This window comes from Blastococcus aurantiacus (genome assembly GCF_900102425.1).
GTDB lineage: Bacteria > Actinomycetota > Actinomycetes > Mycobacteriales > Geodermatophilaceae > Blastococcus > Blastococcus aurantiacus.
Map to the genome: position 1 here is coordinate 322471 of NZ_FNBT01000004.1, position 23524 is coordinate 345994.

At 74.3% G+C, this 23524-nt stretch carries 24 protein-coding genes and 1 riboswitch; of the genes, 14 read left to right on the plus strand and 10 right to left on the minus strand.

The genetic code is table 11. The features are described from left to right. Together BLS70_RS10360 and BLS70_RS10365 are read right to left on the minus strand one after the other, a co-directional pair. Entirely contained in the window at nucleotides 1-288 is a 288-nt protein-coding gene (locus BLS70_RS10360; protein WP_091766899.1) for an Lrp/AsnC family transcriptional regulator, read from the minus strand. After that, nucleotides 285-2105 carry a DEDD exonuclease domain-containing protein gene (locus tag BLS70_RS10365; protein ID WP_255362378.1) on the minus strand — a complete coding sequence of 607 codons (1821 nt, stop codon included), beginning with the start codon at nucleotides 2103-2105 and terminating at the stop codon, nucleotides 285-287. The genes BLS70_RS10360 and BLS70_RS10365 overlap by 4 nt, the downstream gene beginning before the upstream one ends. 183 nt (nucleotides 2106-2288) lie before the next feature. Here BLS70_RS10365 and BLS70_RS10370 point away from each other — a divergent pair, with 183 nt between their 5' ends. From BLS70_RS10370 to BLS70_RS10390, 5 genes are all read left to right on the plus strand, one after another. After that, a complete protein-coding gene (locus BLS70_RS10370; protein ID WP_143030387.1) occupies nucleotides 2289-4043 on the plus strand; it encodes a D-alanyl-D-alanine carboxypeptidase family protein in 1755 nt (584 codons plus the stop codon). A gap of 64 nt (nucleotides 4044-4107) precedes the next feature. Beyond that, on the plus strand, nucleotides 4108-4431 hold the full coding sequence (locus BLS70_RS10375; protein ID WP_091766905.1) for a hypothetical protein: 324 nt from the start codon (nucleotides 4108-4110) through the stop codon (nucleotides 4429-4431). A gap of 195 nt (nucleotides 4432-4626) precedes the next feature. Further along, nucleotides 4627-4807: riboswitch (cyclic di-AMP (ydaO/yuaA leader) on the plus strand. 16 nt (nucleotides 4808-4823) lie between these two features. Next, nucleotides 4824-5948 carry a C40 family peptidase gene (locus tag BLS70_RS10380; RefSeq protein ID WP_091766908.1) on the plus strand — a complete coding sequence of 375 codons (1125 nt, stop codon included), beginning with the start codon at nucleotides 4824-4826 and terminating at the stop codon, nucleotides 5946-5948. A gap of 232 nt (nucleotides 5949-6180) precedes the next feature. After that, on the plus strand, nucleotides 6181-7449 hold the full coding sequence (locus BLS70_RS10385) for a M48 family metallopeptidase (protein ID WP_091766910.1): 1269 nt from the start codon (nucleotides 6181-6183) through the stop codon (nucleotides 7447-7449). Further along, the gene (locus BLS70_RS10390) at nucleotides 7446-8567 is read left to right on the plus strand and encodes a glycosyltransferase family 4 protein (protein WP_091766914.1); all 1122 of its coding nucleotides are present in this window, start codon (nucleotides 7446-7448) and stop codon (nucleotides 8565-8567) included. The genes BLS70_RS10385 and BLS70_RS10390 overlap by 4 nt, the downstream gene beginning before the upstream one ends. Nucleotides 8568-8669: 102 nt before the next feature. Here BLS70_RS10390 and BLS70_RS10395 read toward each other — a convergent pair whose 3' ends face one another. After that, nucleotides 8670-10463 carry an AMP-dependent synthetase/ligase gene (locus tag BLS70_RS10395; RefSeq protein WP_091766916.1) on the minus strand — a complete coding sequence of 598 codons (1794 nt, stop codon included), beginning with the start codon at nucleotides 10461-10463 and terminating at the stop codon, nucleotides 8670-8672. A 158-nt stretch (nucleotides 10464-10621) separates the two neighbouring features. Here BLS70_RS10395 and BLS70_RS10400 point away from each other — a divergent pair, with 158 nt between their 5' ends. Genes BLS70_RS10400 through BLS70_RS10415 form a run of 4 tightly spaced genes read left to right on the plus strand, consistent with a single transcriptional unit; the run spans nucleotide 10622 to nucleotide 13546 of the window. After that, nucleotides 10622-11053, plus strand: a complete 432-nt coding sequence (locus tag BLS70_RS10400; protein ID WP_091766919.1) for an SRPBCC family protein — start codon at nucleotides 10622-10624, stop codon at nucleotides 11051-11053. A gap of 5 nt (nucleotides 11054-11058) precedes the next feature. Next, nucleotides 11059-12207 carry an ArsA family ATPase gene (locus BLS70_RS10405; protein ID WP_091766922.1) on the plus strand — a complete coding sequence of 383 codons (1149 nt, stop codon included), beginning with the start codon at nucleotides 11059-11061 and terminating at the stop codon, nucleotides 12205-12207. Then, nucleotides 12204-12560 (plus strand): hypothetical protein, encoded by a 357-nt coding sequence (locus BLS70_RS10410; protein ID WP_091766925.1) that lies wholly within the window; start codon nucleotides 12204-12206, stop codon nucleotides 12558-12560. Before BLS70_RS10405 ends, BLS70_RS10410 begins: the two co-directional genes overlap by 4 nt. Beyond that, nucleotides 12557-13546 (plus strand): ROK family protein, encoded by a 990-nt coding sequence (locus tag BLS70_RS10415; RefSeq protein ID WP_091766928.1) that lies wholly within the window; start codon nucleotides 12557-12559, stop codon nucleotides 13544-13546. The genes BLS70_RS10410 and BLS70_RS10415 overlap by 4 nt, the downstream gene beginning before the upstream one ends. A gap of 4 nt (nucleotides 13547-13550) precedes the next feature. On the opposite strand, the gene BLS70_RS10420 is transcribed toward BLS70_RS10415, so the two are convergent. Together BLS70_RS10420 and BLS70_RS10425 are read right to left on the minus strand one after the other, a co-directional pair. After that, nucleotides 13551-14225, minus strand: coding sequence for a hypothetical protein (locus BLS70_RS10420; protein ID WP_091766930.1), 675 nt, complete (start codon nucleotides 14223-14225; stop codon nucleotides 13551-13553). Next, entirely contained in the window at nucleotides 14222-15031 is an 810-nt protein-coding gene (locus BLS70_RS10425; protein WP_091766932.1) for an alpha/beta hydrolase, read from the minus strand. Before BLS70_RS10425 ends, BLS70_RS10420 begins: the two co-directional genes overlap by 4 nt. A 112-nt stretch (nucleotides 15032-15143) precedes the next feature. Between BLS70_RS10425 and BLS70_RS10430 the strand changes: the two genes are divergently transcribed. Then, a complete protein-coding gene (locus tag BLS70_RS10430) occupies nucleotides 15144-15905 on the plus strand; it encodes a lysophospholipid acyltransferase family protein (RefSeq protein ID WP_255362379.1) in 762 nt (253 codons plus the stop codon). A gap of 24 nt (nucleotides 15906-15929) precedes the next feature. Here the strand turns inward: BLS70_RS10430 and BLS70_RS20760 are convergent, their stop codons facing one another. The 4 genes from BLS70_RS20760 to BLS70_RS10445 form a co-directional block, all read right to left on the minus strand. Continuing rightward, nucleotides 15930-16088: a hypothetical protein gene (locus BLS70_RS20760; RefSeq protein ID WP_176946356.1), complete on the minus strand. Its 159-nt coding sequence runs from the start codon at nucleotides 16086-16088 to the stop codon at nucleotides 15930-15932. A gap of 99 nt (nucleotides 16089-16187) precedes the next feature. Continuing rightward, nucleotides 16188-16778, minus strand: a complete 591-nt coding sequence (locus BLS70_RS10435; RefSeq protein WP_091766934.1) for a TetR/AcrR family transcriptional regulator — start codon at nucleotides 16776-16778, stop codon at nucleotides 16188-16190. A gap of 10 nt (nucleotides 16779-16788) precedes the next feature. Further along, nucleotides 16789-17739, minus strand: coding sequence for an alpha/beta fold hydrolase (locus BLS70_RS10440; RefSeq protein ID WP_091766936.1), 951 nt, complete (start codon nucleotides 17737-17739; stop codon nucleotides 16789-16791). After that, nucleotides 17736-19280 carry a flavin-containing monooxygenase gene (locus BLS70_RS10445; protein WP_255362380.1) on the minus strand — a complete coding sequence of 515 codons (1545 nt, stop codon included), beginning with the start codon at nucleotides 19278-19280 and terminating at the stop codon, nucleotides 17736-17738. The genes BLS70_RS10440 and BLS70_RS10445 overlap by 4 nt, the downstream gene beginning before the upstream one ends. Nucleotides 19281-19398: 118 nt before the next feature. Between BLS70_RS10445 and BLS70_RS10450 the strand changes: the two genes are divergently transcribed. After that, the gene (locus BLS70_RS10450; RefSeq protein ID WP_091766939.1) at nucleotides 19399-20301 is read left to right on the plus strand and encodes an SDR family oxidoreductase; all 903 of its coding nucleotides are present in this window, start codon (nucleotides 19399-19401) and stop codon (nucleotides 20299-20301) included. A gap of 51 nt (nucleotides 20302-20352) precedes the next feature. Here the strand turns inward: BLS70_RS10450 and glpK are convergent, their stop codons facing one another. Continuing rightward, nucleotides 20353-21828, minus strand: coding sequence for a glycerol kinase GlpK (gene glpK, locus BLS70_RS10455; RefSeq protein ID WP_091766941.1), 1476 nt, complete (start codon nucleotides 21826-21828; stop codon nucleotides 20353-20355). Nucleotides 21829-21918: 90 nt separating this feature from the next. Between glpK and BLS70_RS10460 the strand changes: the two genes are divergently transcribed. From BLS70_RS10460 to BLS70_RS10470, 3 genes are read left to right on the plus strand one after another with little or no spacing between them, the layout of a single operon-like run. Continuing rightward, nucleotides 21919-22365: a RidA family protein gene (locus BLS70_RS10460; protein WP_091766943.1), complete on the plus strand. Its 447-nt coding sequence runs from the start codon at nucleotides 21919-21921 to the stop codon at nucleotides 22363-22365. Further along, nucleotides 22362-22853, plus strand: a complete 492-nt coding sequence (locus BLS70_RS10465; protein ID WP_091766945.1) for a polyadenylate-specific 3'-exoribonuclease AS — start codon at nucleotides 22362-22364, stop codon at nucleotides 22851-22853. Before BLS70_RS10460 ends, BLS70_RS10465 begins: the two co-directional genes overlap by 4 nt. A 51-nt stretch (nucleotides 22854-22904) precedes the next feature. Further along, a complete protein-coding gene (locus BLS70_RS10470; RefSeq protein ID WP_091766947.1) occupies nucleotides 22905-23489 on the plus strand; it encodes a GNAT family N-acetyltransferase in 585 nt (194 codons plus the stop codon). Nucleotides 23490-23524 lie beyond the last annotated feature (35 nt).

The window sequence follows — 23524 nt, forward strand, 5'->3', positions numbered from 1 at the left end:
CTAGTCCGCGGACTCGAAGCCGATCGAGAACGCCGCGTCGAGGTCGTGGCGGGAGTAGGCGCGGAAGGCGATGTGCGTCTCGGTCTCGAGCACCCCGGGCACCTTGTTGATGCGCCCGGCGATGACCTCGGCGATCTGCTCGAACTCGCGCACCCGGACGATCGCGATCAGGTCGACCTCGCCGGCGGTGGAGTAGACCTCGCTGACCCCGTCGAGGTCGGCGATCGCGGCGGCCACCTCGGGGATCGAGTCGGTGGCGGCATCGATCATCACGATGGCGGTGATCACGTCGGCGATGCTAGCCGGGCCCGCGGTCCGGTGCCCACGCCCGCGGTGATCCGGTCCGGGCGTGCCCGGGTGCCCAGCGACCGCCCGTCGGCGAAGGGGTCGCGCCGGGTGCTGCTGCCGTCGGCCATGGCGAGGAACCTGCTGAAGGGGCCGGTGCCGGGGGCGGGGCTGGCCAGCGTGCCGTCCAGCTCGACCAGCCGGGTGCCCGACTTCTCCATCCAGCGCAGCACGAGCTCGGTCTCGTCGACCGATGCGGCGATCTCGCCGTCGGGACCCAGCGGGGTCTCCGCGGTGGCGAGCAGGCCCGCCAGCGTCCCGCGGACCGAGGCGCCGCGGGGTGCCACGCCCGCGGACACCAGCCGCCCCCGGCGGACGACGGACAGTTCCCAGCCGCCGGTGCCGTCGGGCCTGGCCAGGACCAGCTCCGGGACGGCGGCCAGCGACTCCAGCCGCTGGCGCCGGCGGACGGCCCGCAGCAGGACGGCGACGCGGTCGCGCAGGACCGCTGCGTCCTCGTAGCGCTCCTCCGCGGCCAGCCGCTCGACCCGGTGCAGGAGCGGCGTGACCAACGCGGTGGGATCGCAGGCGACGGCCGCCCGAAGCACGGCTGCGACGTCGGCGTACTCGGTGACGGACTGGGCGCCCGTGCACGGGGCACCGCACCGGCCCATGTCGGCCAGGGCGCACGCCGAGCCGGAAGGTGCCCGCGCCGGGATGCGGGCGGTGCACTGCCGCAGCGGGAGCGATTCGTGCACGGCCGCGACGGCGGCGTCGGCGGCCCGCCGGTCGGGGAAGGGGCCGAGGAACACGCCGGAGCCGGGGCGCACGCGGCGCACCACGGACAGCCGGGGGAACGGCTCGTCGGTGAGCCGGACCCACAGGGCGCGCTCGGGGAACCGGGACCGGCGGTTGTACCGCGGCTTGTGCTCGGCGATCAGCCGCAGCTCGCGCACCGCCGCCTCGAGGGCGTGGGCGCACGGGATCGCGTCGACCCGCTGGGACAGCGCCACCATCTCGGTGATCCGGCTGCGCTGCTCACCCGAGGTGAAGTAGCTGCGCACCCGCGTGCGGAGGTCGGTCGACGTCCCGACGTACAGCGGCTCGTCGCGCGGGCCGCGGAACAGGTACACGCCGGGGCCGTGCGGGACGGAGTCGGCCAGGTGGCGCTTGCGGCGGCGTTCGGGGTCGACCTGGCGGGTGAGGCCGGTCAGCTCCTCCAGCGACGAGATGCCCAGCGGCCCGAGACGTTCGAAGAGCCCGTGCAGGACGTCGACGGTGGCACGGGCGTCGTCCAGGGCGCGGTGCGTCGGGGAGGTGGTGGCCCGGAAGAAGGGTGCGAGGGTGCCCAGCTTGCAGTTGGGCACCTCGTCGCGGGTGAGCAGCCGGCGGGCCAGCACCGCGGTGTCGACCGACGCCGCGGCGGGCCACAGGATGCCGTTCTGGGCGCACGCCGCCTTGAGGAAGCCGAGGTCGAAGGGTGCGTTGTGGGCGACGAGCACGGCGCCGCGGGCGAACTCCAGGAAGGCCGGCAGGACCGTCCCGATCCGGGGCGCGGCGGCGACCATGGACGTCGTGATGCCGGTGAGCACGCTGATGTAGGGCGGGATCTCCTGACCCGGGTCGACCAGGGTCTGGAACTCGCCCAGCACCACACCCCCGCGCACCTTGACCGCGCCGATCTCGGTGATCGCGCAGTCCTTCGGCGACCCACCGGTCGTCTCGAGGTCGACGACCACGAAGGTGACCTCGGCCAGCGGGGTGCCTAGTTCCTCGATCGTTCCCTGCACGTACCGGGGAAGGGGAGGGGAGGAGCTCACGGGCCGGACGGTAGGTCGGGGTGCCGACAGTCCTGGGGACGCCGCGCCGACCGGTCCGGACCCGCCCGTGCCGCCCGGTTCGCCCGGCCGGGCGGAACCGGGCCGCTCACCTGGCGCTTCTCCCGTGATGGGGACAACATTCCAGCGGTGGGCGACGCTGCCCACATCCGCGAAGGTGGTCCGATGTCCCCGCGCTCCCCGTGGCGCTCCCCACGGCCGAGGGCGATCCGCCGCTCGGCGTCGCTGCTGCTCGCGCCGCTGGCCCTCGTGGCCCTGACCGCGACGGCTGCTCCCGTGTCCGCTGCGCCCAGCGACCAGCCCGGGGGCACCTCCGGTGTCCTGGACAGCCGTGCCCTCGACGAGCTCCAGCAGCGCGCCGCGGAGGTGCAGCGCGGCCTGCGGTCGCAGCAGGGCGAGGTGGAGGCCGCGCGTGAGGCGCTGGGCGAGGCCGAGCGCGCCGTGGCCGACGCCCAGGCGGTGCTGGGCGACGCCGAGGGCGAACTGGCCGGCCACCAGCAGCTCGTCGCCCGGTACGCCTCGGCGGTCTACCGGGACGGCGGGGCGATCACCCCGCTGTCGTTGCTGCTCAGCGGCGGCGATCCCGGTGACGTGGTCTCCGCCCTGGGCTTCCTGGACGTCGTCGACCGGCACGCCGCCACGGTGATCGGCGCGGCAGAGACGCAGCGGCAGGCGGCCCTGGAGCAGCAGCAGCGGGCCGCCGCGGCGCTCGAGCAGGCGCGGTCCCGTGCCGACGAGGTGGGTGCCCGGGCGGCCGAGCTCGAGGCCGAGGCGTCGGCGGTGACCGAGGAGCTGGACGCCGCGCTCGGTGCGGTCGACCGTCAGCTGGCCCAGCTGCAGCGCGAGCAGGTCGAGGTCAACGAGCGGACGGCGGCCAGCTGGCGCGCCTATCTCGACCAGCTCACCGCCACCGGGGTGGTCCCGCCGCCGTCCGGGGCGCTGCGGGACCCGGCCGCCGGGCTTCCCGAGCGCCTGGTGCCGGTCGGTGCCGCCGGTGGGGGCGCCCAGCCCGGTGCCGCACAACTCCCCGGTCAGCCCGCGTCGCTGCTCGTGCTGCCCGCCGAGACGCTCGCCGCCGTGACGGCGGCGATGGATGCGCTCGGGCAGCCCTACGCGCCGGGCACCGCCGGGCCGGAGTCCTGGGACTGCGGCTCGCTGGTCCAGTCGGTGTACGGCCGGGCCGGCATCCCGTTGCCGGAGGACCAGGCGGAGCTGTTCGCCGTCACGACCCCGGTCGCCCCCGTCGACGTGCTGCCCGGCGACCTCGTCTTCCTCGGGACCCAGGAGGCCGGGCTCGGGCACGTGGGGATCGCCCTCGACCCGCGCACCATGCTGGCGGCCGACGCCCGTGCCGGCGCGGTCGTGGTGCGCACCCTGCCCGCCGACCAGGTACTCGGGGTGGGCCGGCCGGCCCTCGGCCAGCGGGCGCCCGTGGCGGCGCCCGGACCGGCCGCGGGTGCGCTGCGCATGGAGTGCGGCAACACCGTCTACCCGCCGAGCTACGACGGGGCGCGGCAGTGGGGCGGGTACCCCAACGGCCTGATCCCGCCGAGCGCGATGTGCCCGCTCGGAGCGGCGGGCCACTCCCTGCGCTGCGACGCGGCCGCGGCCTACCGCGCGATGTCGGCGGCCTACGCCGCCGCGTTCGGCGGCCCGCTGTGCATCACCGACTCCTACCGCACCTACGCCGGCCAGGTGAAGCTGTACGGGGAGAAGCCCGCGCTGGCCGCCGTCCCGGGCACGAGCAACCACGGGTGGGGCCTGGCGGTGGACCTCTGCGGCGGCGTCGAGACCTTCGGGACGCCGCAGTACGCGTGGATGGTGGCCAACGCCGGCCGCTTCGGCTTCCTGCACCCGACGTGGGCCGATCCCGGCAACGGCCGCGAGGAGCCCTGGCACTGGGAGTACGCCGGGACCTGAGCTCCGGGACCGCGGATTGTCGGTGGCCGCTCCTACCGTGCGGACGACTCACGGAGGAGAAGACATGCTCATCGACTGCGACACCTGCACCGTCCGCGGCACCGGCTGCACCGACTGCGTCGTCACCGTCCTGCTGGGGGCCCCGCCGGGCTGGGAGGGCGTCGACCCGGTCGTGGTGCCCATGACCGGACGCGCCCGCGCCACCGGCCCCGCGCCCGCCGCCGAGGACGTCGTCGTGCCACCGCCCGGCGTCGTGGTGGAGTTCGACGACGTCGAGCGCCGCGCCGTGCGCGCCCTCGCGGAGTTCGGGCTCGTCCCGCCCCTGCGGCACCGCGGCGGCGGGACGGCCGACGGCGGCGGGATCTCGCCCGACCAGCAGACCGGCTGAGCCGTGCGGACCGCCACCCATCCGGCTGCGGACGGTGCATGTACCCCTACGCAGCGCTGAACTGTGGGAGGCGCGCTGAGCGCGTCGAGATTCTCGTCACAGGTTTACCTGCTGCTCGGGTTTGTCACGGCTACATCACGAACGTAGGGTCGCTGCGTCCGACCGGGTGGTCGTCATCCGCAGACGGGTGGCCTCGGCCGGACACCGCCGAATCGCCGCACGACGTCCGACAGGCCGTCCGAGGTGAACCGGGGACCCACCGCAGTTCTGGGGTGAGTTCCCCTGTAGAGCCGGTCCGCCGGTCCAGCAGGGGATAGGGCCGATCTTCCCCGCCCGAACCCGTCAGCTAACTCGGTAGGCGGTGAAGAGGAAGAAACGGAGAGCCGCCGCTCGTGGCGACCCCTCACGCCCTGCCCCCGCACGTACTCACCCCCTTCCGCCCCGATCCGGCCGGTCCTGCCCGCCGGGTGGGCCGCCTCCGCGCCGGCCTGCTGATCGGCGCCGCGAGCGCCCTGACCTTCACGGTCCTCCCGGGCACCGCCGCCGCCGTCCCCGGCAACCCCACCAGCACGGCCGAGGCTGCCCAGTTGGTGGCCGACGCCAGCCGCGAGCTCGAGGTCGTCAGCGAGAAGCTGAACGAGGCCAAGGTCGACCTGGAGCGCCAGCAGTCGGCCGTCGACAGCGCCGAGAAGGCCGCTTTCGAGGCCCAGCAGCAGCGGGCCGCCCTCGACGGGCGCATCCGCCAGCTGGCTCGTTCCGCCTACACCGGCGGGAACAGCACCATGAACCAGCTCGACGTGCTGCTCTCCAGCGGCTCCGCCGAGGAGCTCGTCTCCCAGATGGGGACGCTCGAGGCGATCGCCGGCCACACGACTGCGGCCGTCAGCGAGGTCGCCGAGGCCTCCGACCGTGCCGAGGACTCCCGCGACGAGGCCCGCTCGGCCCGCGAGGAGGCCGAGCGCAGCGTCGCGGACATCCAGGCGCAGCAGCAGGCCCTCGAGGCCAAGATCGCCGACTACCAGCGGCAGTACGAGGCCCTCGACGCCGCGCAGCGGGCCCTCGTCGAGCGGGCACAGGGTGACTCCCAGCCCGTGCGCGCCTCCCGCGGCACGGAGCGCAGCGCCCCCAGCGCAGCCCCCGCTCCGGCCCGGGCCGCCGCAGCCAGCGGAGCGGCCGCGGTCGCCGTCGACACCGCGCTGGCCCAGGTGGGGGACCGCTACGTGTGGGGCGCCGGTGGCCCCGACGCCTTCGACTGCTCCGGTCTGACGTCCTACGCCTACGCGGCCGCAGGCATCTCGCTGCCGCACTCCAGCCGCAGCCAGTCGCAGATGGGCCGGGCGGTCTCCCGGAGCGAGCTGCAGCCGGGCGACCTGCTGTTCTTCTACAGCCCGGTCAGCCACGTCGGCATGTACATCGGCAACGGTCAGATGGTGCACGCCTCGACCTCCAGCCAGCCGGTGAAGGTCGCCAGCATCGACTCGATGCCGAGCTACAACAGCGCCCGTCGCGTCGCCTGAGAAAGGACCCCGTCCTCCCCACCCTTCGCAGGCTCAGGGTGGGACCAGGGACGGGGCCGAACTCGACGAGGGCCGGTGATCTCCTGCGGGAGGTCGCCGGCCTTCGTCGTGGGTGCGCGGGGTCCTGCCGGGGGAGCCGGAGAGACCCCGCTCAGTAGCATCGAGGTCGTGCGTGCCGGTGCCCCTTGCTCGTGACGGTTCCGGGCCAGGCGACCGTTCCCGGGGGCCTCGGATGACCGGCCGCCGTGCGGCGCTGCTGGCCGCGGCCGTCCTGCTCGCCGCCTTCGCCGTCGTCGTCGCCGTCGGCACCCCCTGGGAGGTCCTGCCGGAGCCGCCGGGCGGGCGTACGCCGACCGATCCGACGGCGGGCCTGCCGGCCGAGCAGGTCGATCGCGCGCAGGCCTTCGCCGCCGCCATCCGGCCCGCCTCCCTCGCCTCCCTGCTGCTGGGGCTGGCCGTCTCCGCCGCGCTCGGGCTCACCCGCCTCGGCGCCCGGCTGGTGCGGAGCCTGCCCGCGCCCCGGCGCGGGCGCTGGGCGTGGCAGGTGCTGCTGGGTGTGTTCGCGCTCGCGGTGATCGGCCGGCTGCTCACGCTCCCGCTCTCGGCCTACGGCGAGGTGGTGCGACACCGGTACGGCCTGTCCACGCGCAGCTGGGGCCTGTGGGCGCGCGACGTGGCCGTGTCGACGGCGATCGACGCCGCCCTGACCGCCCTGGGGGTGGCCGTCCTCGTCTGGCTCGCCCGTCGCGCCTCGCGCGCGTGGTGGGCCCTCGCGAGCGCCGGTGCGGCCGTGCTGGTGATCGTCGGCTCCTTCCTCTGGCCGGTGGTCATCGAGCCGGCCTTCAACAGCTTCGAGTCGATGCCGGCCGGCCAGCTGCGCAGCGACCTGCTCGCCCTGGCCGAGGAGAACGGCACCCCCGTGCAGGACGTGCTCGTCTCCGACGCCTCCCGCCGGACGACGACGCTCAACGCCTACGTGTCGGGCTTCGGCTCCACCCGCCGCATCGTCGTGTACGACACGGTGCTCGACCGGCTGCCCGACGAGCAGATCGAGTCCATCGCCGCGCACGAACTCGGGCACGTGGCCGCGGACGACGTCCTCACCGGCACCCTCCTGGGCGCGCTCGGCGGCGCCGGCGGCGTGGCGCTGCTCGGCGGGGTGCTGACCTCGCCCCGGCTGCTGCGGCGTGCGGGTGCCGAAGGACCGGGCGACCCGGCTGTGGTGCCGCTGCTCCTGCTGCTGGTCGCCGCGGGGACCCTCGTGGCGACGCCGGTGCAGAACCTGGTCTCCCGCCACATCGAGGCGCGGGCCGACGTCGCGGCACTGGAACTCACGCGGGACCCGGAGGCGTTCGTCGCCATGCAGCGCGGCCTGGCCGAGAGCAACCTGTCCGACCCGGACCCGCCGGCGGCCTGGCGCTGGTTCTTCGGCTCGCACCCGACGACCTCCGAGCGGATCGCGCTCGCCGAGGACTGGGCCCGGTTGGAGGGCCGGCGGTGACCCGGACCCTGGTCGTCACGAACGACTTCCCGCCCCGCCAGGGCGGCATCCAGACCTTCGTCGCCGCCCTGCTCGAGCGGCGGCCGCCGGACTCCCTGGTCGTGCTGGCCTCGGACCACCCCGGCTCGGCAGAGCACGACGCCACGCTGCCCTACCCGGTGGTGCGCCGGCCCACGGGCATGCTGCTGCCCACGCGGGCGACCGCCCGGGCGGCCGTCGAGCTGGTCGACCGGTACGGCTGCGACACCGCGTTCTTCGGCGCCGCCGCGCCGCTGGGACTGCTGGCGCCCACGCTGCGCAGGGCCGGCGTGCGGCACCTGGTCGGTGCCACGCACGGCCACGAGACCGGCTGGGTGGCGCTACCGGGGAGCCGGCAGGTGATGCAGCGCATCGCCGGGGGGCTGGACGTGCTCACCTTCATCACCGAGTACACCCGCGCGCGGCTCGCCCCGGCGCTCGGCGGGCGCACCCGGCTCGCACAGCTGTCCCCGGGGGTGGACGTCGACCGGTTCACCCCGCGGGTGGACGGCGCGGCGGTCCGGCGCCGGCACGGCCTGGGGGAGGCGCCGGTGGTCGTCTGCGTGTCCCGGCTGGTGGCCCGCAAGGGGCAGGACGTGCTGGTCCGCGGGTGGTCCCAGGTGCTGGCCCGGCACCCCTCCGCCCGGCTGCTCCTGGTGGGCGGCGGACCCGACGAATCGGCGCTCCGGCGGGCCGTCGCCGCGCGGGGGCTGGGGGGATCCGTCGTCCTCACCGGCGGGGTGGACACCGCCGAGCTCCCGGCGTACTACGCGGCGGGCGACGTGTTCGCGATGCCGTGCCGCACCCGCCGGGGCGGGCTCGACGTGGAGGGCCTGGGCATGGTGTTCCTCGAGGCGGCCGCCTGCGGCCTGCCCGTCGTCGCCGGGACCTCCGGCGGCGCGCCGGAGGCCGTGCAGGAGGGCGTCACCGGGCACGTCGTCGACCCGCGGTCACCGGACGCGGTGGCGGCCACGCTGGCCGGCCTGCTCGACGACCCCGCGCGGGCCCGGGCCATGGGCGCGGCCGGCCGGGCGTGGGTGGAGCAGAGCTGGTCGTGGGAGACCATCGCGCGCACCTTCGGCGACCTGCTCGACCCCTGAACGCGACAAGGCGCCGCCCTGCAGGTGCAGGACGGCGCCTCGGCCCCCTCGCAGGGTCCCGCGGCGAGCGTGCGAGCCGTGGGGGGCGAGGGGGTCCTTCTGCTAGCGGGTGTAGAGCGCCTCGACCTCGTCGCCGAACTCCTTCATGACGACCGAGCGCTTGAGCTTCAGGCTCGGGGTGAGCATCCCGTTGTCCTCGGTGAAGTCCGTGCCCAGGATGTGGAACTTCTTGATCGCCTCGGCCTGCGAGACGGCCTTGTTCGCGTCCTTCACCGCGGCGTCGATCTCGGCCTTCAGGTCGGCGTCCTCACGGATCTGCTCGACCGTCGTGCCCGCGGGCTTGCCCTTGGACTCCAGCCACTGGGGCAGCGCCTCCTCGTCGAGGGTGATGAGCGCGGCGATGAACGGGCGCTGGTCGCCGACGACGATGCACTGGCTGACCAGCCGGTGGGAGCGCAGCCGGTCCTCCAGGACGGCGGGGGCGACGTTCTTGCCGCCCGCGGTCACCAGGATCTCCTTCTTGCGACCGGTGATCTTGAGGAAGCCGTCCGCGTCGAGCTCGCCGATGTCGCCGGTGTGGAAGAAGCCCTCGGCGTCGATGGCCTCCTTCGTCGCGTCCTCGTTCTTCCAGTAGCCGCGCATGACGATGCCGCCCTTGATGAGCACCTCGCCGTCGTCGGCGATCCGGAACGTGACCCCGGGCAGCGGCTGGCCCACGGTGCCGATCCGCAGAGCCTCGTCGTGGTTGACCGACGCGGCGGCGGTCGTCTCGGTGAGGCCGTAGCCCTCGAACACGGTGACGCCGATGCCGCGGAAGAAGTGCCCGAGCCGGTCGCCCAGCGGAGCGCCGCCGGAGATGGCGCCCAGGCAGTTGCCGCCGAGGGCGGCGCGCAGCTTCCCGTAGACCAGCTTGTCGAACAGGGCGTGCTGGACGCGCAGGGCGATGCCGGGGCCGCCGGTGTCCTGGGCGCGCGACCAGTCGATGGCGACCTGGGCGGCCTTGTCGAAGATCTTGGCCTTGCCGTCGGCCTCCGCCTTGCCCCTGGCCGAGTTGTAGACCTTCTCGAACACGCGGGGCACGGCCAGCACGAAGCTGGGCTTGAACTCGCCCAGGTCCTCGAGCAGGTTCTTGACGTCCGGGGTGTGCCCGATGACCGTGCGGTTGTAGATCGCGCCGACCTGCAGGACGCGGGCGAGCACGTGGGCCAGCGGGATGAACAGCAGCAGCGAGCCCTGCACGCTCATGAACCGGTCGAGCAGCGTGATGCCGTTCTCGATCTCGAACAGGAAGTTGCCGTGGGTGAGTTCGCAGCCCTTCGGCCGGCCCGTGGTGCCGCTGGTGTAGATCAGCGTCGCCAGGCTGTCGGCGCCCAGGGTCGCCCGGCGGGCATCCAGCTCGGAGTCGGGGACGTCCTTGCCCGCGGCGATCAGGGCGCCGACGGCGTCGTCGTCGATCACGTGGACGCTCACGAGGCTCGGCGCCTGCTCGCGCACGGACTCGACCGCCGCGGCGTGCTCGCCGCTCTCCACGACGATCGCGGTGGCACCGGAGTCGGAGAGGATCCAGGCGACCTGGTCGGGGCTGCTGGTCTCGTAGACCGGGACCACGACCGCGCCGGCGGTCCAGATCGCGAAGTCGAAGACGGTCCACTCGTACCGGGTCTTGGCCTGGAGGGCGACGCGGTCGCCGGCGGCCACGCCCGAGGCGATGAGCCCCTTGGCGACCCCCCGCACCTCGTCGCCGAACTGCTGCCACGTGACATCCCGCCACTGGCCGTCGCGCCGCCGCCGCAGGCCCACCTCCGAGCCGTGCTCCGCCACGTTGCTGGCGAGCATGTCGGTCAGGGCCGCGTCGGGCTGCACCTCGGTGGTCACAGGAACGCTGAACTCGCGCACGCCTGGTCCTCTCCTCCCTGGCCGCCGGCGGGCACCGTCGCCCACCGGTCCCTGACCAGGATCGTTCCGGACAATCTAGCGGGCACTTCCTACCCGTGAGTAGCGGAACGGGTGACTGACCGGCTCTCCGCCCTCCGGGAACCGTTAGCCTGCTGACCATGGCCGACCAGTCCACGCAGTCGATCGTCGTCGAGGCACCCGCTGCCGACGTGATGGCGGTCATCGCCGACTTCCCCGCCTACCCGCAGTGGGTCTCCGCGGCCAAGCAGGTCGAGGTGCTGGAGGCCGGACCGGACGGGCGGGCCCGCCGGGTCCACTTCGTCCTCGACGCCGGCGCGGTGAAGGACGACTACGTCCTCGACTACACCTGGGACGACGACCGCAAGGTCACCTGGACCCTGGTCAAGGGCCAGATGCAGAAGCGCCAGGACGGCTCCTACACGCTCGTGGAGACCGGCGGTCGGACCGAGGTCACCTACTCGATCACCATCGACCTCTCGATCCCGATGCTGGGCATGATCAAGCGCAAGGCCGAGAAGGTCATCCTGGACACGGCTCTCAAGGAGCTCAAGAAGCGCGTCGAGGGCTGAGCCGCGTGCGCACCCTCGTCGTCACCGGCCCCGGCGGGGCCGGTTCCACCACGCTGGCCGCAGCCGCCGCGGTCCGTGCGGCCGGCACGGGGCGCGCCACCGTCCTGCTGACCCGCCGGACGCCCGCGGTCGGCGGTCTCGACGCCGTGCCCGGTCTCGAGGTCCGGGTCGTCGACGCCGGCGCGGCGGTGGAGCGGTTCTGGAGCACCACGGTGGTCCCCGCGGCGTCCTCGGTGCCGCAGGTCGCGCTGCCGCCGGCGTCCTCGGTGACGCCGCTGCCCGGAGCGGCCGACCTGGCGCTGTTCGCCGAGCTGGGGCAGGCCCGGGCCGACCTGGTCGTCGTGGACGCCGGCACGCCCGAGCAGACCGCCGCCCTGCTCGGCCTGCCGGCGACGCTGCGCTGGTGGCTGGACCGGCTGATGCCCCCGGGTGCGCGTGCGCTCGGCGCGCTCCGCTCGGCCGCCGTCGGCACCGGCGCCGTCCGGCGCGGCCCGGTCGACGCCGCCCTCGCACTCGTGCCACAGATCGAGGCGCTCCTGGCGGCCGACCGGCTGGCCGACGCCTCGGGGACCGCGGTGTACCTGGCCGCCGTGCCCCGCGCCGGGACGGCGGCGTCGCTCCGGGAGCCGGCCGCGGTGCTGGGCCTGCACGGGGTGCGCCCGGCGGCCGTGCTGGCCCGGATCCTGCCGGAGGACGGCACGGGGGAGTGGTGGCGCACCCGTCTCGAGGAGCAGGCCGCCGAGCTGGCCGCCCTGGCGGAGCTGGCGCCCGTGCAGCGCATCCCCGAGGGGGCCACGGGGCCCGCGGACCTCGCGGCCCTGTCCGCCCTCCTCGCCGACGTCGCGCTGCCCCACGGCGGCGGCCTCCCCGAGCCGGTCACCGAGCGCCGCGACGACGTCTGGGAGCTGGCCGTCCCGCTGCCCTTCGCCGAGCGCGGCGCCGTCGGCGTGACCCGCTGGGAGGACGACCTCGTGGTCACCGTCGCCGGCGGCCGCAGGTCGCTGCGGCTGGACCCGCTGCTGCGCCGTTGCGAGGTCACGGGGGGCAGGATGACCGACCCGGGCAGCGCGGACGCCCGGCTCGTGGTCTCCTTCCGACCCGACGAACAGCTCTGGCCGGCTGACCTGCTGGCCGCGGTGAGGAGAACGCCATGACCACCCCCGCCGACTGGGCCGACGCCGCCCGCAGGCTGCTCGACGTGCTCCGCCCGCCCGCCGGCGCTGCGGCGGCCGACCCGGGGAACTCCGGCGAGGGCCGGCCGGCGCACGGGGGCGACTGCCGCTGGTGCCCCGTCTGCCAGGCCGCGGCGGTCGTGCGGGGCGAGCGCCCCGAGGTCACCGCCGCGCTGGCCGACGTGCTCGCCACCACCGCCTCGGTGCTGCGCGACCTGGCGGGGGAGCCGGCCCGGTCGAGCGGTGCGGCTGCCGACGCGGAGGCACCCGGGCCGGCGGACGACCGGGACGGCGACAGCGGTCCCGGAGCGGTGCAGCGGATCGACATCGCGTGAGCGGCGCGGCACCCGCGTCGCTCGCCGCGCTGGGCATCGACATCGGCGGCACCAAGGTCGCCGGTGGGGTCGTGGCGCCCGACGGCACCATCCTGGCCACCGCCCGGCGGGCCACCCCCGGCGCCTCGGTCTCCGACACCGAGGACGCCATCGCGGCCGTGGCCGAGGAGCTGGCGGCCGGCCACGACGGCGAGCTGGTGGGTGCCGGCATCGGCGCGGCCGGCTGGTTCGACCGCACCGGGGACACCGTGCTGTTCAGCCCGCACCTGGCCTGGCGGCACGCCTCGCTGCGCAAGGACCTGGCCGCGCGGCTGCAGCGCCCCCTGTGGGTGGGCAACGACGCCGACGCCGCCGCCTGGGCCGAGTACCGCTACGGCGCCGCCCGCGGAGCGGATCTCGCGCTGATGATCACGCTGGGCACCGGCATCGGTGGCGGGATCGTCATGGACGGCCGGCTGCAGCGCGGCGCGCACGGCGTCGCGGGGGAGTGGGGCCACATGCGCGTCGTCCCCGATGGACGGCTGTGCGCGTGCGGCAACCGCGGGTGCTGGGAGCAGTACGCCAGCGGCTCGGCCCTGGGGCAGACCGCGCGCGAGGTGGCGAGCACCTCACCGGCCGCGGCCGCGCTGCTGCTCGAGCGGGTGGACGGGCAGGCCGCCCGGCTGACCGGCGAGGACGTCGCCCGCGCGGCCTACGACGGCGACCCGCTGGCGCTCGAGCTGGTCACCGAGGTGGGGGTGTGGCTCGGCCAGGGCATCGCCGACCTCGCCGCCGTCCTCGACCCCGAGGTCGTCGTCATCGGTGGGGGTGTGAGCGTGCTGGGCGAGATGGTCCTGGGGCCCGCCCGGGCCCGGCTCGAGCGCGCGCTGCCGGGCCGCGGGTTCCGTCCCGGCCCGCGGATCGTGGCCGCCGAGCTCGGTGCGCAGGCGGGTCTGGTCGGAGCCGCCGATCTCGTCCGTCGCGCCGTCGCCGAGGGCGAGGCCTGACCCGTCAGACGACGGCGCCGTCGTCCCCGTCGTGGTCGGAGCGGTCACGCATGCGCGACACCAGCATCGCGGCACCGCCGGCGATCGCGGCGACCCCGAGCACCAGCCCCAGGTCCGCCGACAGGCGCAGCGACCCGGGGACGGCGATGAGCACCAGGCCGAGGAGCACCAGCAGCCCGGCGTAGAGCGCGTGCGGGGCCGGGACCGGCACGGGTGGCGGCGCCGGCGGCTCGTAGTGCTCCTCGGGCAGGTCGAGCACCGACACCTCGTGGGGAGGAGGCGGGGGTGCGTCGGACGGCTGCTCGTCGACCCGTGCCGCACCGTGCTCGGCCTCGTAGGCGGCGACGATGCGCGACCACTCGGCGTCCTCGTCCAGGTCGGCGCGCACCGGTGCCGGCTCGGCCGCCCGGCGCGGGTGCTCGTCGGCGTGCTCGTCCACGAGGACGCGCGCCTCGGACTGCCGGGCGCGGTCGACGAAGAGCCGGTCCGACGGCGGGCTCGGCAGCGAGACCTCGCGGGTGTACGGACCCACGTCGGCCGACGGGTCGAGGTAGGCCGCGATGCCCGCCGCCTCGAGGACGTCGAGCAGGTGCTCGCCCACGCGCGGGTCGACGTCGCGCAGGGGACTCCACGAGGTGGCCGGCAGCCCGTTGTCCCGCCGCCCTCGGCGACCGGTCACGACGTCGTCCTCTCCCGCTCGGGAGCGGGTGTGCGCTCGCGGATCCAGGCCGCCGAGCGCTCGAAGATCTGCGGGGCGTCGTTGTCCAGGGTGGCGACGTGGTAGCTGTTCCCGAGGACGACCTCGGTGGTGTCGCGGCTGGACACCGACGCCAGCAGCACCTCGCTGTTGGCCGGCTCGACCACGTGGTCCTCGATGCTGTGGAAGACGATGACCGGCGCGGTCACGCGCCGCAGGTCGGCGCGGGTGAGCCCCCAGAGCGTGCGCAGCTGCAGCATCGCCCGCGTCGGCAGCTTCGGGTAGGCCAGCTCGACGACGCCGGGCTTCTTGATGTCGCTGGCGATCGGGGCCCAGCTCGGGGTCAGCCGGGCGATGAGCGGCAGCAGCTTCGCGTCCAGGCGCTGGGTGAACAGCGCCGGGTTGACCAGCAGGAGGCCGGCGACGTCGGCGGAGCGCACCTCGGCCAGCCGGGTGGCCAGCGTGCCGCCCATGGACAGCCCCGCCACGAACACGCGGTCGCAGGTGGCGGCCAGCTCGCCGAAGGCGCGCTCGACCTCGGTCGTCCACTGCTCGTGGGTGCTGGTGTTGCAGTCCTGCCAGCTCGTGCCGTGGCCGGGCAGCAGCGGGCAGCGAACCGTGAAGCCCTGCGCGGCGAGGTGCTCGCCCCAGGGACGCATGCTCATCGGGGTGCCGGTGAAGCCGTGCACCAGCAGCACACCCGTGCGCCCGTGGTCGCCGCTGCCCGGGAAGTCGAAGGGCTCCGCGCCCGGGAGGACCGGGGGCGTCGGCTCGAACGGTGCGGGCACGGGCGTCTCCTGTGGTGGGGCGGGCCGGGGGCGGCGAGTGATCCCTCGCACTGGACGCACCGATTGTCCTACGGCCCCCCTGCTCCCTAGTCTGGCAGTCCACGAGGGAGGCGTGTTGTTCTACTGGTTCCTCAAGTTCGTCGCCATCGGCCCCGCGGTGCGCGTGCTCTTCCGTCCCCGCGCCGAGGGCGTCGAGCACGTCCCCGCCAGCGGTGCGGCCATCCTGGCGAGCAACCACCTGTCCGCGGCCGACTGGATCTTCATGCCGCTGTCGATCAGGCGGCGGGTCACCTTCCTCGCCAAGGCCGAGTACTTCACCGGCACGGGGGTGAAGGGGTTCCTCCAGCGCGCGTTCTTCTCCGGAGCCGGGCAGGTGCCCATCGACCGCACCAGCGCCTCGGCGGCCGAGGACGCCATCCAGACCGGTCTGGGCATCCTCCGCGACGGCAAGCTCCTGGGCATCTACCCCGAGGGCACGCGCTCGCCCGACGGCCGGCTCTTCCGCGGCAAGATCGGCGTCGCGCGGATGGCGCTGCAGACCGGTGTGCCGGTCGTCCCGGTCGCCATGTGCTACTCGCACCAGAAGCTGCCGTTCGGGAAGAAGATCATGCGGGTGAAGGTCCGCTTCGGGGAGCCGCTGGACTTCTCCCGCTACGAGGGCCTGGCCGGTGACCGCTTCGTCGAGCGCTCGATCACCGACGAGATCATGTACGAGATCATGACGCTGTCGGGGCAGGAGTACGTCGACGTCTACGGGGCGACGGTGAAGAAGTCGATGACGGCGGGGAGCTCCAGCGCCGCCGACGCCGTCGCCACCCTGCAGCCTCCGGTGACCGAGGCGGCCGACCGCGCCCCGACGACGCTCGCCGGCTGACCTACCGGCGGCGTCGCCGGGCGGTCAGGACTTCTTGCTCTTCTTGCCGCCTTTCTTCCCGCCCTTCTTCCCCAGCTCGCTCTGCGCGGCGGAGCTGGTGCGCGGGTTCTTCTTCCCCTCCTTCCCCGCCTTCGCGTTCGCCTTCTTGGCCGTGTCGCTGCCCTTGCCGCTCTTCTCGGCCATGCCGGACCTCCCCGTGCCGGGTGCCGCCCGGGTCGGACGGTCGGACGGCTGCCCTACCCGGGTCCGACCTGCTGCAACATGCCGGGCTGCCGCGGACGCCTAGCTGTGCGCGACGAGGCGGTCCAGGACGTCGCGGAGCAGGGCGAGCAGCTCGGGTCGGCTCATGGTGGGCTCGTCGGCCCAGGAGCCGACGAGGTCCTCGGTGAAGGCGAACCAGGCGAGCACCAGCTGCCGGCGACGGACGTCGTCCGGGAGCTCGAGCGCCGTCAGCGCAACCTGGACCAGCCGTTCCCGGGTCTCCTCGTAGACCTCCGCGACCCACGGGTCACCGCCGCCCGCACCGCGCACGAACGCCAGGTGGCTCTCCCGGAAGGTCTCCACCCAGCCCACGTAGCGGTCCAGCATCCCGGAGACCTGTTCCTCCGGTGAGGTGCCGGGAGAAGGCAGGAGGTGGTCGAGCATGAAGTCCGCCGCCGCCCGGGTGACCGCGGTGTAGTACTCGCGCTTGGTCGCGAAGTAGTGGAAGAGCAGGCTGCGGCTGATGCCGGCCCGCCGCGCCACCTCGTCGATGGTCAGCTCCTGCACCGGGGTCGTCGGCAGCAGCTCGAGGCCGATCTGCACCAGCTGCGCCCGACGGTCACCCGCGGTGCGGCGCAGCCGGGGCGAGCCGGGCGTGGAGGACGCCGCCATCAGCGCGCGGTCAGGCGGCGGCCCGGCCGGCGGTCGCGGCCGTGAGCAGCCGCTCGATCGCGTCGGCCACCAGCCGCGGCCGCTCCTGGATGAGCATGTGTCCGGTGCGGTCGGCCACGTGCAGCGCCGCGTCGGGCAGCGCCTCGGCCAGCTGCCGGCTGTGCCGCTGGGGGGTCAGCTTGTCGCTGTCGCCCACGAGGACCTCCACCGGCACCCCGCTGAGAGCCTTCAGCTCGGTGCGCTTGTCGTGCTGGCCCAGGGCCGGGTAGAAGGCGGCGAAGGCGCGCACCGTCGAGGCGTGCATGATCTCGGCGCCGGCGATCACCATCTCGTCGGTCGCGTCGGCCCCGTACAGCAGCTCGCGGACGATCTTCCGGTGACGGGGGTGCGACGGGGGCACCAGCTGGCGGAAGCGCTCGACGAGCCGCGCTCCGCCGATCGCGGCGGTGACCAGGCCGGGGGCCAGCTTGAGCTGCAGCCGCTCGGCCAGCTTCTCGCCGGACGGCGCGAGGTCGCCGGCCGACGTCGACACCAGGGCGACGCCGCCGACGCGGTCGGTGAACAGCTCGGGGCGGGCCGCGGCCAGGCACATGATCGTCATGCCCCCCATGGAGTGGCCGCCCAGCACCACCGGGCCGGTCGGGACCAGCTGGTCGAGCAGGGCACCGAGGTCCGCGCCGAGCTGGTCGATGGACAGCTCCGCGACGTCGTCGGCGTACCGGCCCCAGGTGCTGCGGCCGTGCCCGCGCTGGTCGTAGCGGATCAGCCGCAGCTCGCCCGCGGCGACCTTCGGCGTGAGCAGGTGGGCGACGTCGTCCCAGGACGCCTGGGCCAGGGTCCAGCCGTGCGCCAGGACGAGGGTCACCGGCGCGTCGTCGGACCCGTCGACGACGGCGTGGATGAGCGCGCCGTCCCCGGTGCGGACGGCGGCGACGCGGCGGAGGACCGTGCCCGCGCTCATGCCGCCACCTCCGGGGTGGTCGCCGGGGCAGCGGCGGGGACGCCGACGTAGTTCTCGCGGTCCAGCTTCCTGGTGAGCTTGCGGAACCGGAAGGTGAAGTCCGGCCACAGCGTGGTGTTGTGCCCGTGCTTGTCCAGGTACCAGCTGGCGCAGCCGCCGCCCAGCCACACGGTGCCCTTCGACTTCTCCGCGATCAGCGCGCGGTAGGCCTCCTGCGCCTCGCGGGTGGTCTCGAGGACCTCCAGCGCCTCGGCGTCCATCGTGCGCAGGGCGTCGTCGACGTAGTTCACCTGCGACTCGATCATGTAGACCATCGACGTGTGGCCGACGCCCACGTTCGGCCCGACCAGCAGGAACATGTTGGGGAAGCCCGCGACGGTGGCGCTGCGGTTGCTCACCATGCCCTCCTCCCAGACCTCGGCCAGGCTCCGGCCGTCGCGGCCGCGGATCTTCTCCGCGATCGGCAGGTCGGTCACGTGGAAGCCGGTGGCCAGCACGATCGTGTCGGTGGGCCGCTCGACGCCGTCCTTGCTGACGACGGAATGCGGCCGGACCTCGGCGATGCCGGCGGTGACCAGCTCGGCGTTGGGTGCGGCAACGGCCGGGAAGTAGTCGTTGCTGATGAGGATCCGCTTGCAGCCGATGGTGTAGTCCGGCGTCAGCGCCTTGCGCAGCTTCGGGTCGCGCACCTGGCGCTCGAGGTGGGCCTTGGCGAGCTTGCCCACCGGCTTGAGGAAGCGCCGACGCTTGGCCAGGCCGATGACCAGGAACTCGCGGAAGAGGTACAGCCCCCCGCGGACGGCCTTCTGGAAGCCGGGCACGCGCCGGTAGAGCCGCTGCATCAGCGGCTTGACCGGGTGGTCGGTACGGGGCACGACCCACGCCGGCGTGCGCTGGTAGACCGCGATGCTCTCCACGATCGGCTGGATCGCCGGGACCACCTGGATGGCGGAGGCGCCGGTGCCGATGACGGCGACCTTCTCGCCCGAGAGGTCGTGCTCGGCGTCCCAGCGGGCGGAGTGCATGACGGTTCCGGCGAAGGTGTCCAGGCCCGGGATGTCGGGATAGGTGGGATCGGCCAGGGCGCCGGCCGCCGAGACGAGGATGCGGGCCCGGAAGTCGCCGGCCGCCGTCGACACCAGCCAGCGCCGCGCCTCGTCGTCCCACCGTGCGCCGGCGACCTCGGCGCCGAAGACGCAATGCCGGCGGACGTCGAACTCCTCCGCCACCCGCTGCAGGTACGCCTGGATCTCCGGCTGCTCGGAGTAGGAGCGGCCCCAGTCGGGGTTCAGCGCGAAGGAGAACGAGTAGAGGTTGGACTGCACGTCGCAGGCCGCACCGGGATAGGTGTTGTCCCGCCAGGTGCCGCCGACGTCCTGCGCGCGCTCCAGGAGGACGAAGTCGGTCTCACCCCGCCGCTTGAGAGCGATCGCCATGCACAGGCCGGCGAAGCCCGATCCGATGATCGCCACGCCCACCTCGCGGACGGCCCCCGAGGGCTCCCGGGTGGCGGTGGTCTGGGTCTCGAGCGTGCTGGTCACCGATCGGCTCCTCGTCGTCCTACGTCGCGACTCCCGGCTTGCTGAGCAACGCTCAACAAGCTACAACGACTGCTCAGCAGGCGCTCGATTCGAGCGCCCGGATCCCGAGGAGCCGACGATGGCCTTCCGCACTTCTCGCACGTCCCTGACCGGGAAGTCGGTGCTGATCACCGGCGCGGCACGCGGCATCGGTGCCGCGCTCGCCCGCAAGGCCGCCGCCCGGGGCGCCCGCGTCGCACTGGTCGGCCTCGAGCCCGACCAGCTCGCCCGCGTGGCCGACGAGCTGGGCCCCGAGCACCTGTGGGTGGAGGCCGACGTCACCGACCCCGAGGCGCTGAAGGCCGCCGTCCAGCGGACCGTCGACACCTTCGGCGGCCTGGACGTCGTCGTCGCCAACGCCGGCATCGCCCCGCTCACCACGGTGATGACGTCGTCGGCGCACGCCCTGGCCCGCACGATCGAGGTCAACCTGACCGGCACCATGCTCACCGCGCACGCCGCGCTGCCGGAGATCGCCGAGCGCAAGGGGCACGTGCTGCTGATCAGCTCCGCCGGCGCGTTCACGGTGCTGCCGGGCATGAGCGCCTACTGCGCCTCCAAGGCCGGCGTCGAGCGGTTCGGTGACGTGCTGCGGCTGGAGGTGGCCCACCGCGGGGTGACCGTGGCCAGCGCGCACCCGACCTGGATCGACACCGACATGGTCCGTGACACCGAGGCCGCGCTGCCCACCTTCAAGGCGGTCCGCTCGCAGCTCCCCGGGCCGCTGGGCGCCTTCACCTCCGTCGAGACCTGCGCCGAGGCGCTGGTGGAGAACCTCGAGACCCGAGGACGGCGGGTGTTCGTGCCGCGCTCGGTCGGCACGGTCGCTGCCCTCCGACAGCTGGTCACCGGCGCGATCGCGGAGAAGCTCGTCATGCGGGCCGCGGCCACCCAGGTGCCGCAGCTCGAGCGGGACATCGCCGCGCTCGACGGCCGCGAGTTCGGCACCAACTCCGTCGGCGGTCGCAAGGGCGCCGCCTGACTTCTGCTTTTCCGCGGAAAGGCAGCCTGCTTTTCTGCGGAAAAGCGGATCTCAGTTGGTCCAGTGGCCGGCGCGGCCGACGGCGTCCTTCCAGCGGTCGTGCCGGCCGTCGTCGCGGAGGCCGTGGGTCGGCTCGAAGCGGCGGTCCAGTGCCCACGTCTGCGCCAGCTCGTCGGTCGAGCTCCAGACGCCGGTGCCCAGGCCGGCCAGGAAGGCCGCCCCCAGCGCCGTCGTCTCGGTGACGACGGGCCGGCGCACCGGGACGCCGAGCTGGTCGGCCTGCAGCTGGAGCAGCAGGTCGTTCGCGCTCGCACCACCGTCGGCGGAGAGCTCGGGCACCGAGAGCCCAGCCTCGTCCACCATCACGTCGACGACGTCGCGCACCTCGAAGGCGAGCGCCTCGAGGGTGGCCCGGGCGATGTGCGCCCGCGTGGTCCCGCGGGTGATGCCGAGGATCGCACCGCGGGCGTGCGGGTCCCAGTGCGGTGCGCCCATGCCGGTCAGCGCGGGCACGAAGACGACGTCGCCGGAGTCGGGCACGGTGCGCGCCAGCCCCTCGATCTCGGCGGCGGAGTCGATGAGGCCCAGGCCGTCGCGCAGCCACTGCACCGCAGCACCCGTGACGAAGATGGCCCCCTCGAGCGCGTAGACCAGCCCGTCGCCGAGGTCCCAGGCGACCGTGGTCAGCAGGCCGGCGTCCGAGCGGACCGGGCTCGATCCGGTGTTGGTGAGCACGAACGAGCCGGTGCCGTAGGTGCACTTGCTCATGCCGGGGGAGAAGCACGCCTGCCCGAAGAGCGCGGCCTGCTGGTCGCCGGCCATGCCCGAGATCGGCAGCGAGAGCCCGAGGAAGGAGTCGGGGTCGGTCGTGCCGACGACACCGGAGTTGGGGACCAGCTCGGGCAGGGCGGACCGGGGGACGTCGAACAGGTCGCACAGCTCGTCGGACCAGGCGCCCTTCTCGAGGTCGAACAGCAGCGTGCGGCTGGCGTTGCTGGGATCGGTGACGTGCACGGCGCCGCCGGTGAGCCGGGCGATCAGGTAGGAGTCGACGGTGCCCAGCGCCAGTGAGCCGTCGTGCACCCCCGACCACATCCGTGGCTCGTGCTCGGCGAGCCAGGCGTACTTCGTGCCGGTGAAGTACGGGTCCAGCCGCAGGCCGGTGAGCCCGGCGACGCGCTCCTCCACGCCGTCGGCCCGCAGCCGGTCGCAGATCCCGGTGGTGCGGCGGTCCTGCCACACGATCGCCGGACGGGGGGAGTGGAGGGTGCGGCGCTCCCACACCACGGCGGTCTCCCGCTGGTCGGTGAGGCCGATGCACGTCGGCTGGTCCTCGGTCCCCGCCAGGGCCTCGCGGCAGGCGGCGACGGTCGCCGTCCAGATGTCGTCGGGCTCGTGCTCCACCCAGCCGGGGCGCGGGAAGAGCTGCGCGAACTCCCGGTAGCCGCGGGACAGCACGTCGCCCTGCTCGCCGACGACCAGCGCCGTCACCCCGGTGGTACCTGCGTCGATGGCCAGAACAGGCATGCCCGCGAACCTATAGCCCGGCGGCTCCGGCGCATCTCGGCGGCGGGTGCTCCGGGCGACACCGGCGCGCGGGTGCCCGATGATCACGGGGTGACCACAGGCATCGAGCTCGTGCGCCCGTCGACGTTGAGCGCCACCGCCCCGTACGCGTACGCCGCCGTGACCGACCCGGGCCGCATGGTGTTCACCGCCGGCGCCTGCCCCCTGGACGCCGACGGCGCGACGGTCGCCGTCGGGGACGTCGCCGGGCAGGCCCGGCAGGTGATGGAGAACCTGGTGACGGCGCTGGAGGCGGCCGGCGCCGGGCTCGACGACGTCCTCAAGACGACGGTGTACGTCGCGACGACCGACCGGGCCGACCTGCTCGCCGCCTGGCAGGTGGTGCGCGAGCGCTTCGGCGACCACGACGCGCCCAGCACCCTCGTCGGCGTGACCCTGCTCGGCTACGAGGACCAGCTCGTCGAGGTGGAGGCCGTCGCCGTGCGGGACAGCTGGCAGGAACCCGGTCCGCCGCAGGACGACGCGGTGACCGCATGACGGTCCGGCGCTTCTTCTACGACACCGAATTCATCGAGGACGGCACCACCATCGACCTCGTCTCCATCGGCGTCGTCGACGAGACCGGACGGGAGTTCTACGCGGTCAGCACCCAGTTCGACGAGCGCCGGGCCATCCCGTGGGTGCGGCGCAACGTCCTGGACCAGCTGCCCCCGCCGGCGGACAAGGCCTGGCGCACCCGGGACCGGATCCGCGACGACCTGCTCGCCTTCCTCACCGGCCCCGGCGAGGAGATCGAGCTGTGGGCCTGGTTCGCCGCCTACGACCACGTCGCCCTCGCGCAGCTGTGGGGTGCCATGCCGGCGCTGCCGCGGCCCATCCCGCGCTTCACCCGCGAGCTGCGCCAGCGCTGGGACGACCGCGGCCAGCCACCGCTCCCGCCCAAGCCGGCCGGCACGCACGACGCCCTGGTCGACGCCCGCTACAACCTCGCGCGCTGGCGGGCGATGGAGGAGCAGAGCGGCTGATCGTCCGCCGGCCCCTGGCGCCGGCCCGGCTCGTCCGGGACGCTGCACGGCGTGGCAGAGATCAGCGTCGCCCGGGCGCGCACCGTGCTGGCCCGCTCCTTCTTCGACGACCCCCTCATGGTGTGGTTCTTCCCCGACCCCGACGTGCGCCCGCACGCCTGCGCGGCGATGTTCGGTCTGTTCGCCGAGCACTACCTGGCCGACGGGCGGGTCGACGTCGCCACGCGGTCGGAGCCCGTGGGGGTGGCGATGTGGCGGTGGCCCGGGCCGGACGCCGCTCCGCCGGACGGGCCGGAGGAGCTGCCCTCGATCGGCGGGCTGATGACGGGGTTCATGGGAGCCGCCCGCGCCCGCGAGGTCGGCGTGGCGATGGCCTCGCTCGACGCACTGCGGCCGCCGGAGCCCTACGCCTACCTGCACCTGCTCGCCGTCGACCCCGACGCCTGCCGCCAGGGGCTCGGGGGCGAGCTGCTGGACCGCGGGCTCGCCGCCGCCCGCGACGCCGGTCTGGTCGCCTGCCTCGACACGATGAACCCGGCCAACGTGCCCTTCTACGAGGCGCACGGGATGTCGGTCCGGCACGAGGTGCAGCTCGCCCCGGACGGCCCGACGAGCTGGGCCATGGCGACCGGCTGAGCGAGGGACCCCGCCCGGGCGGGCGGGGTCTCTCG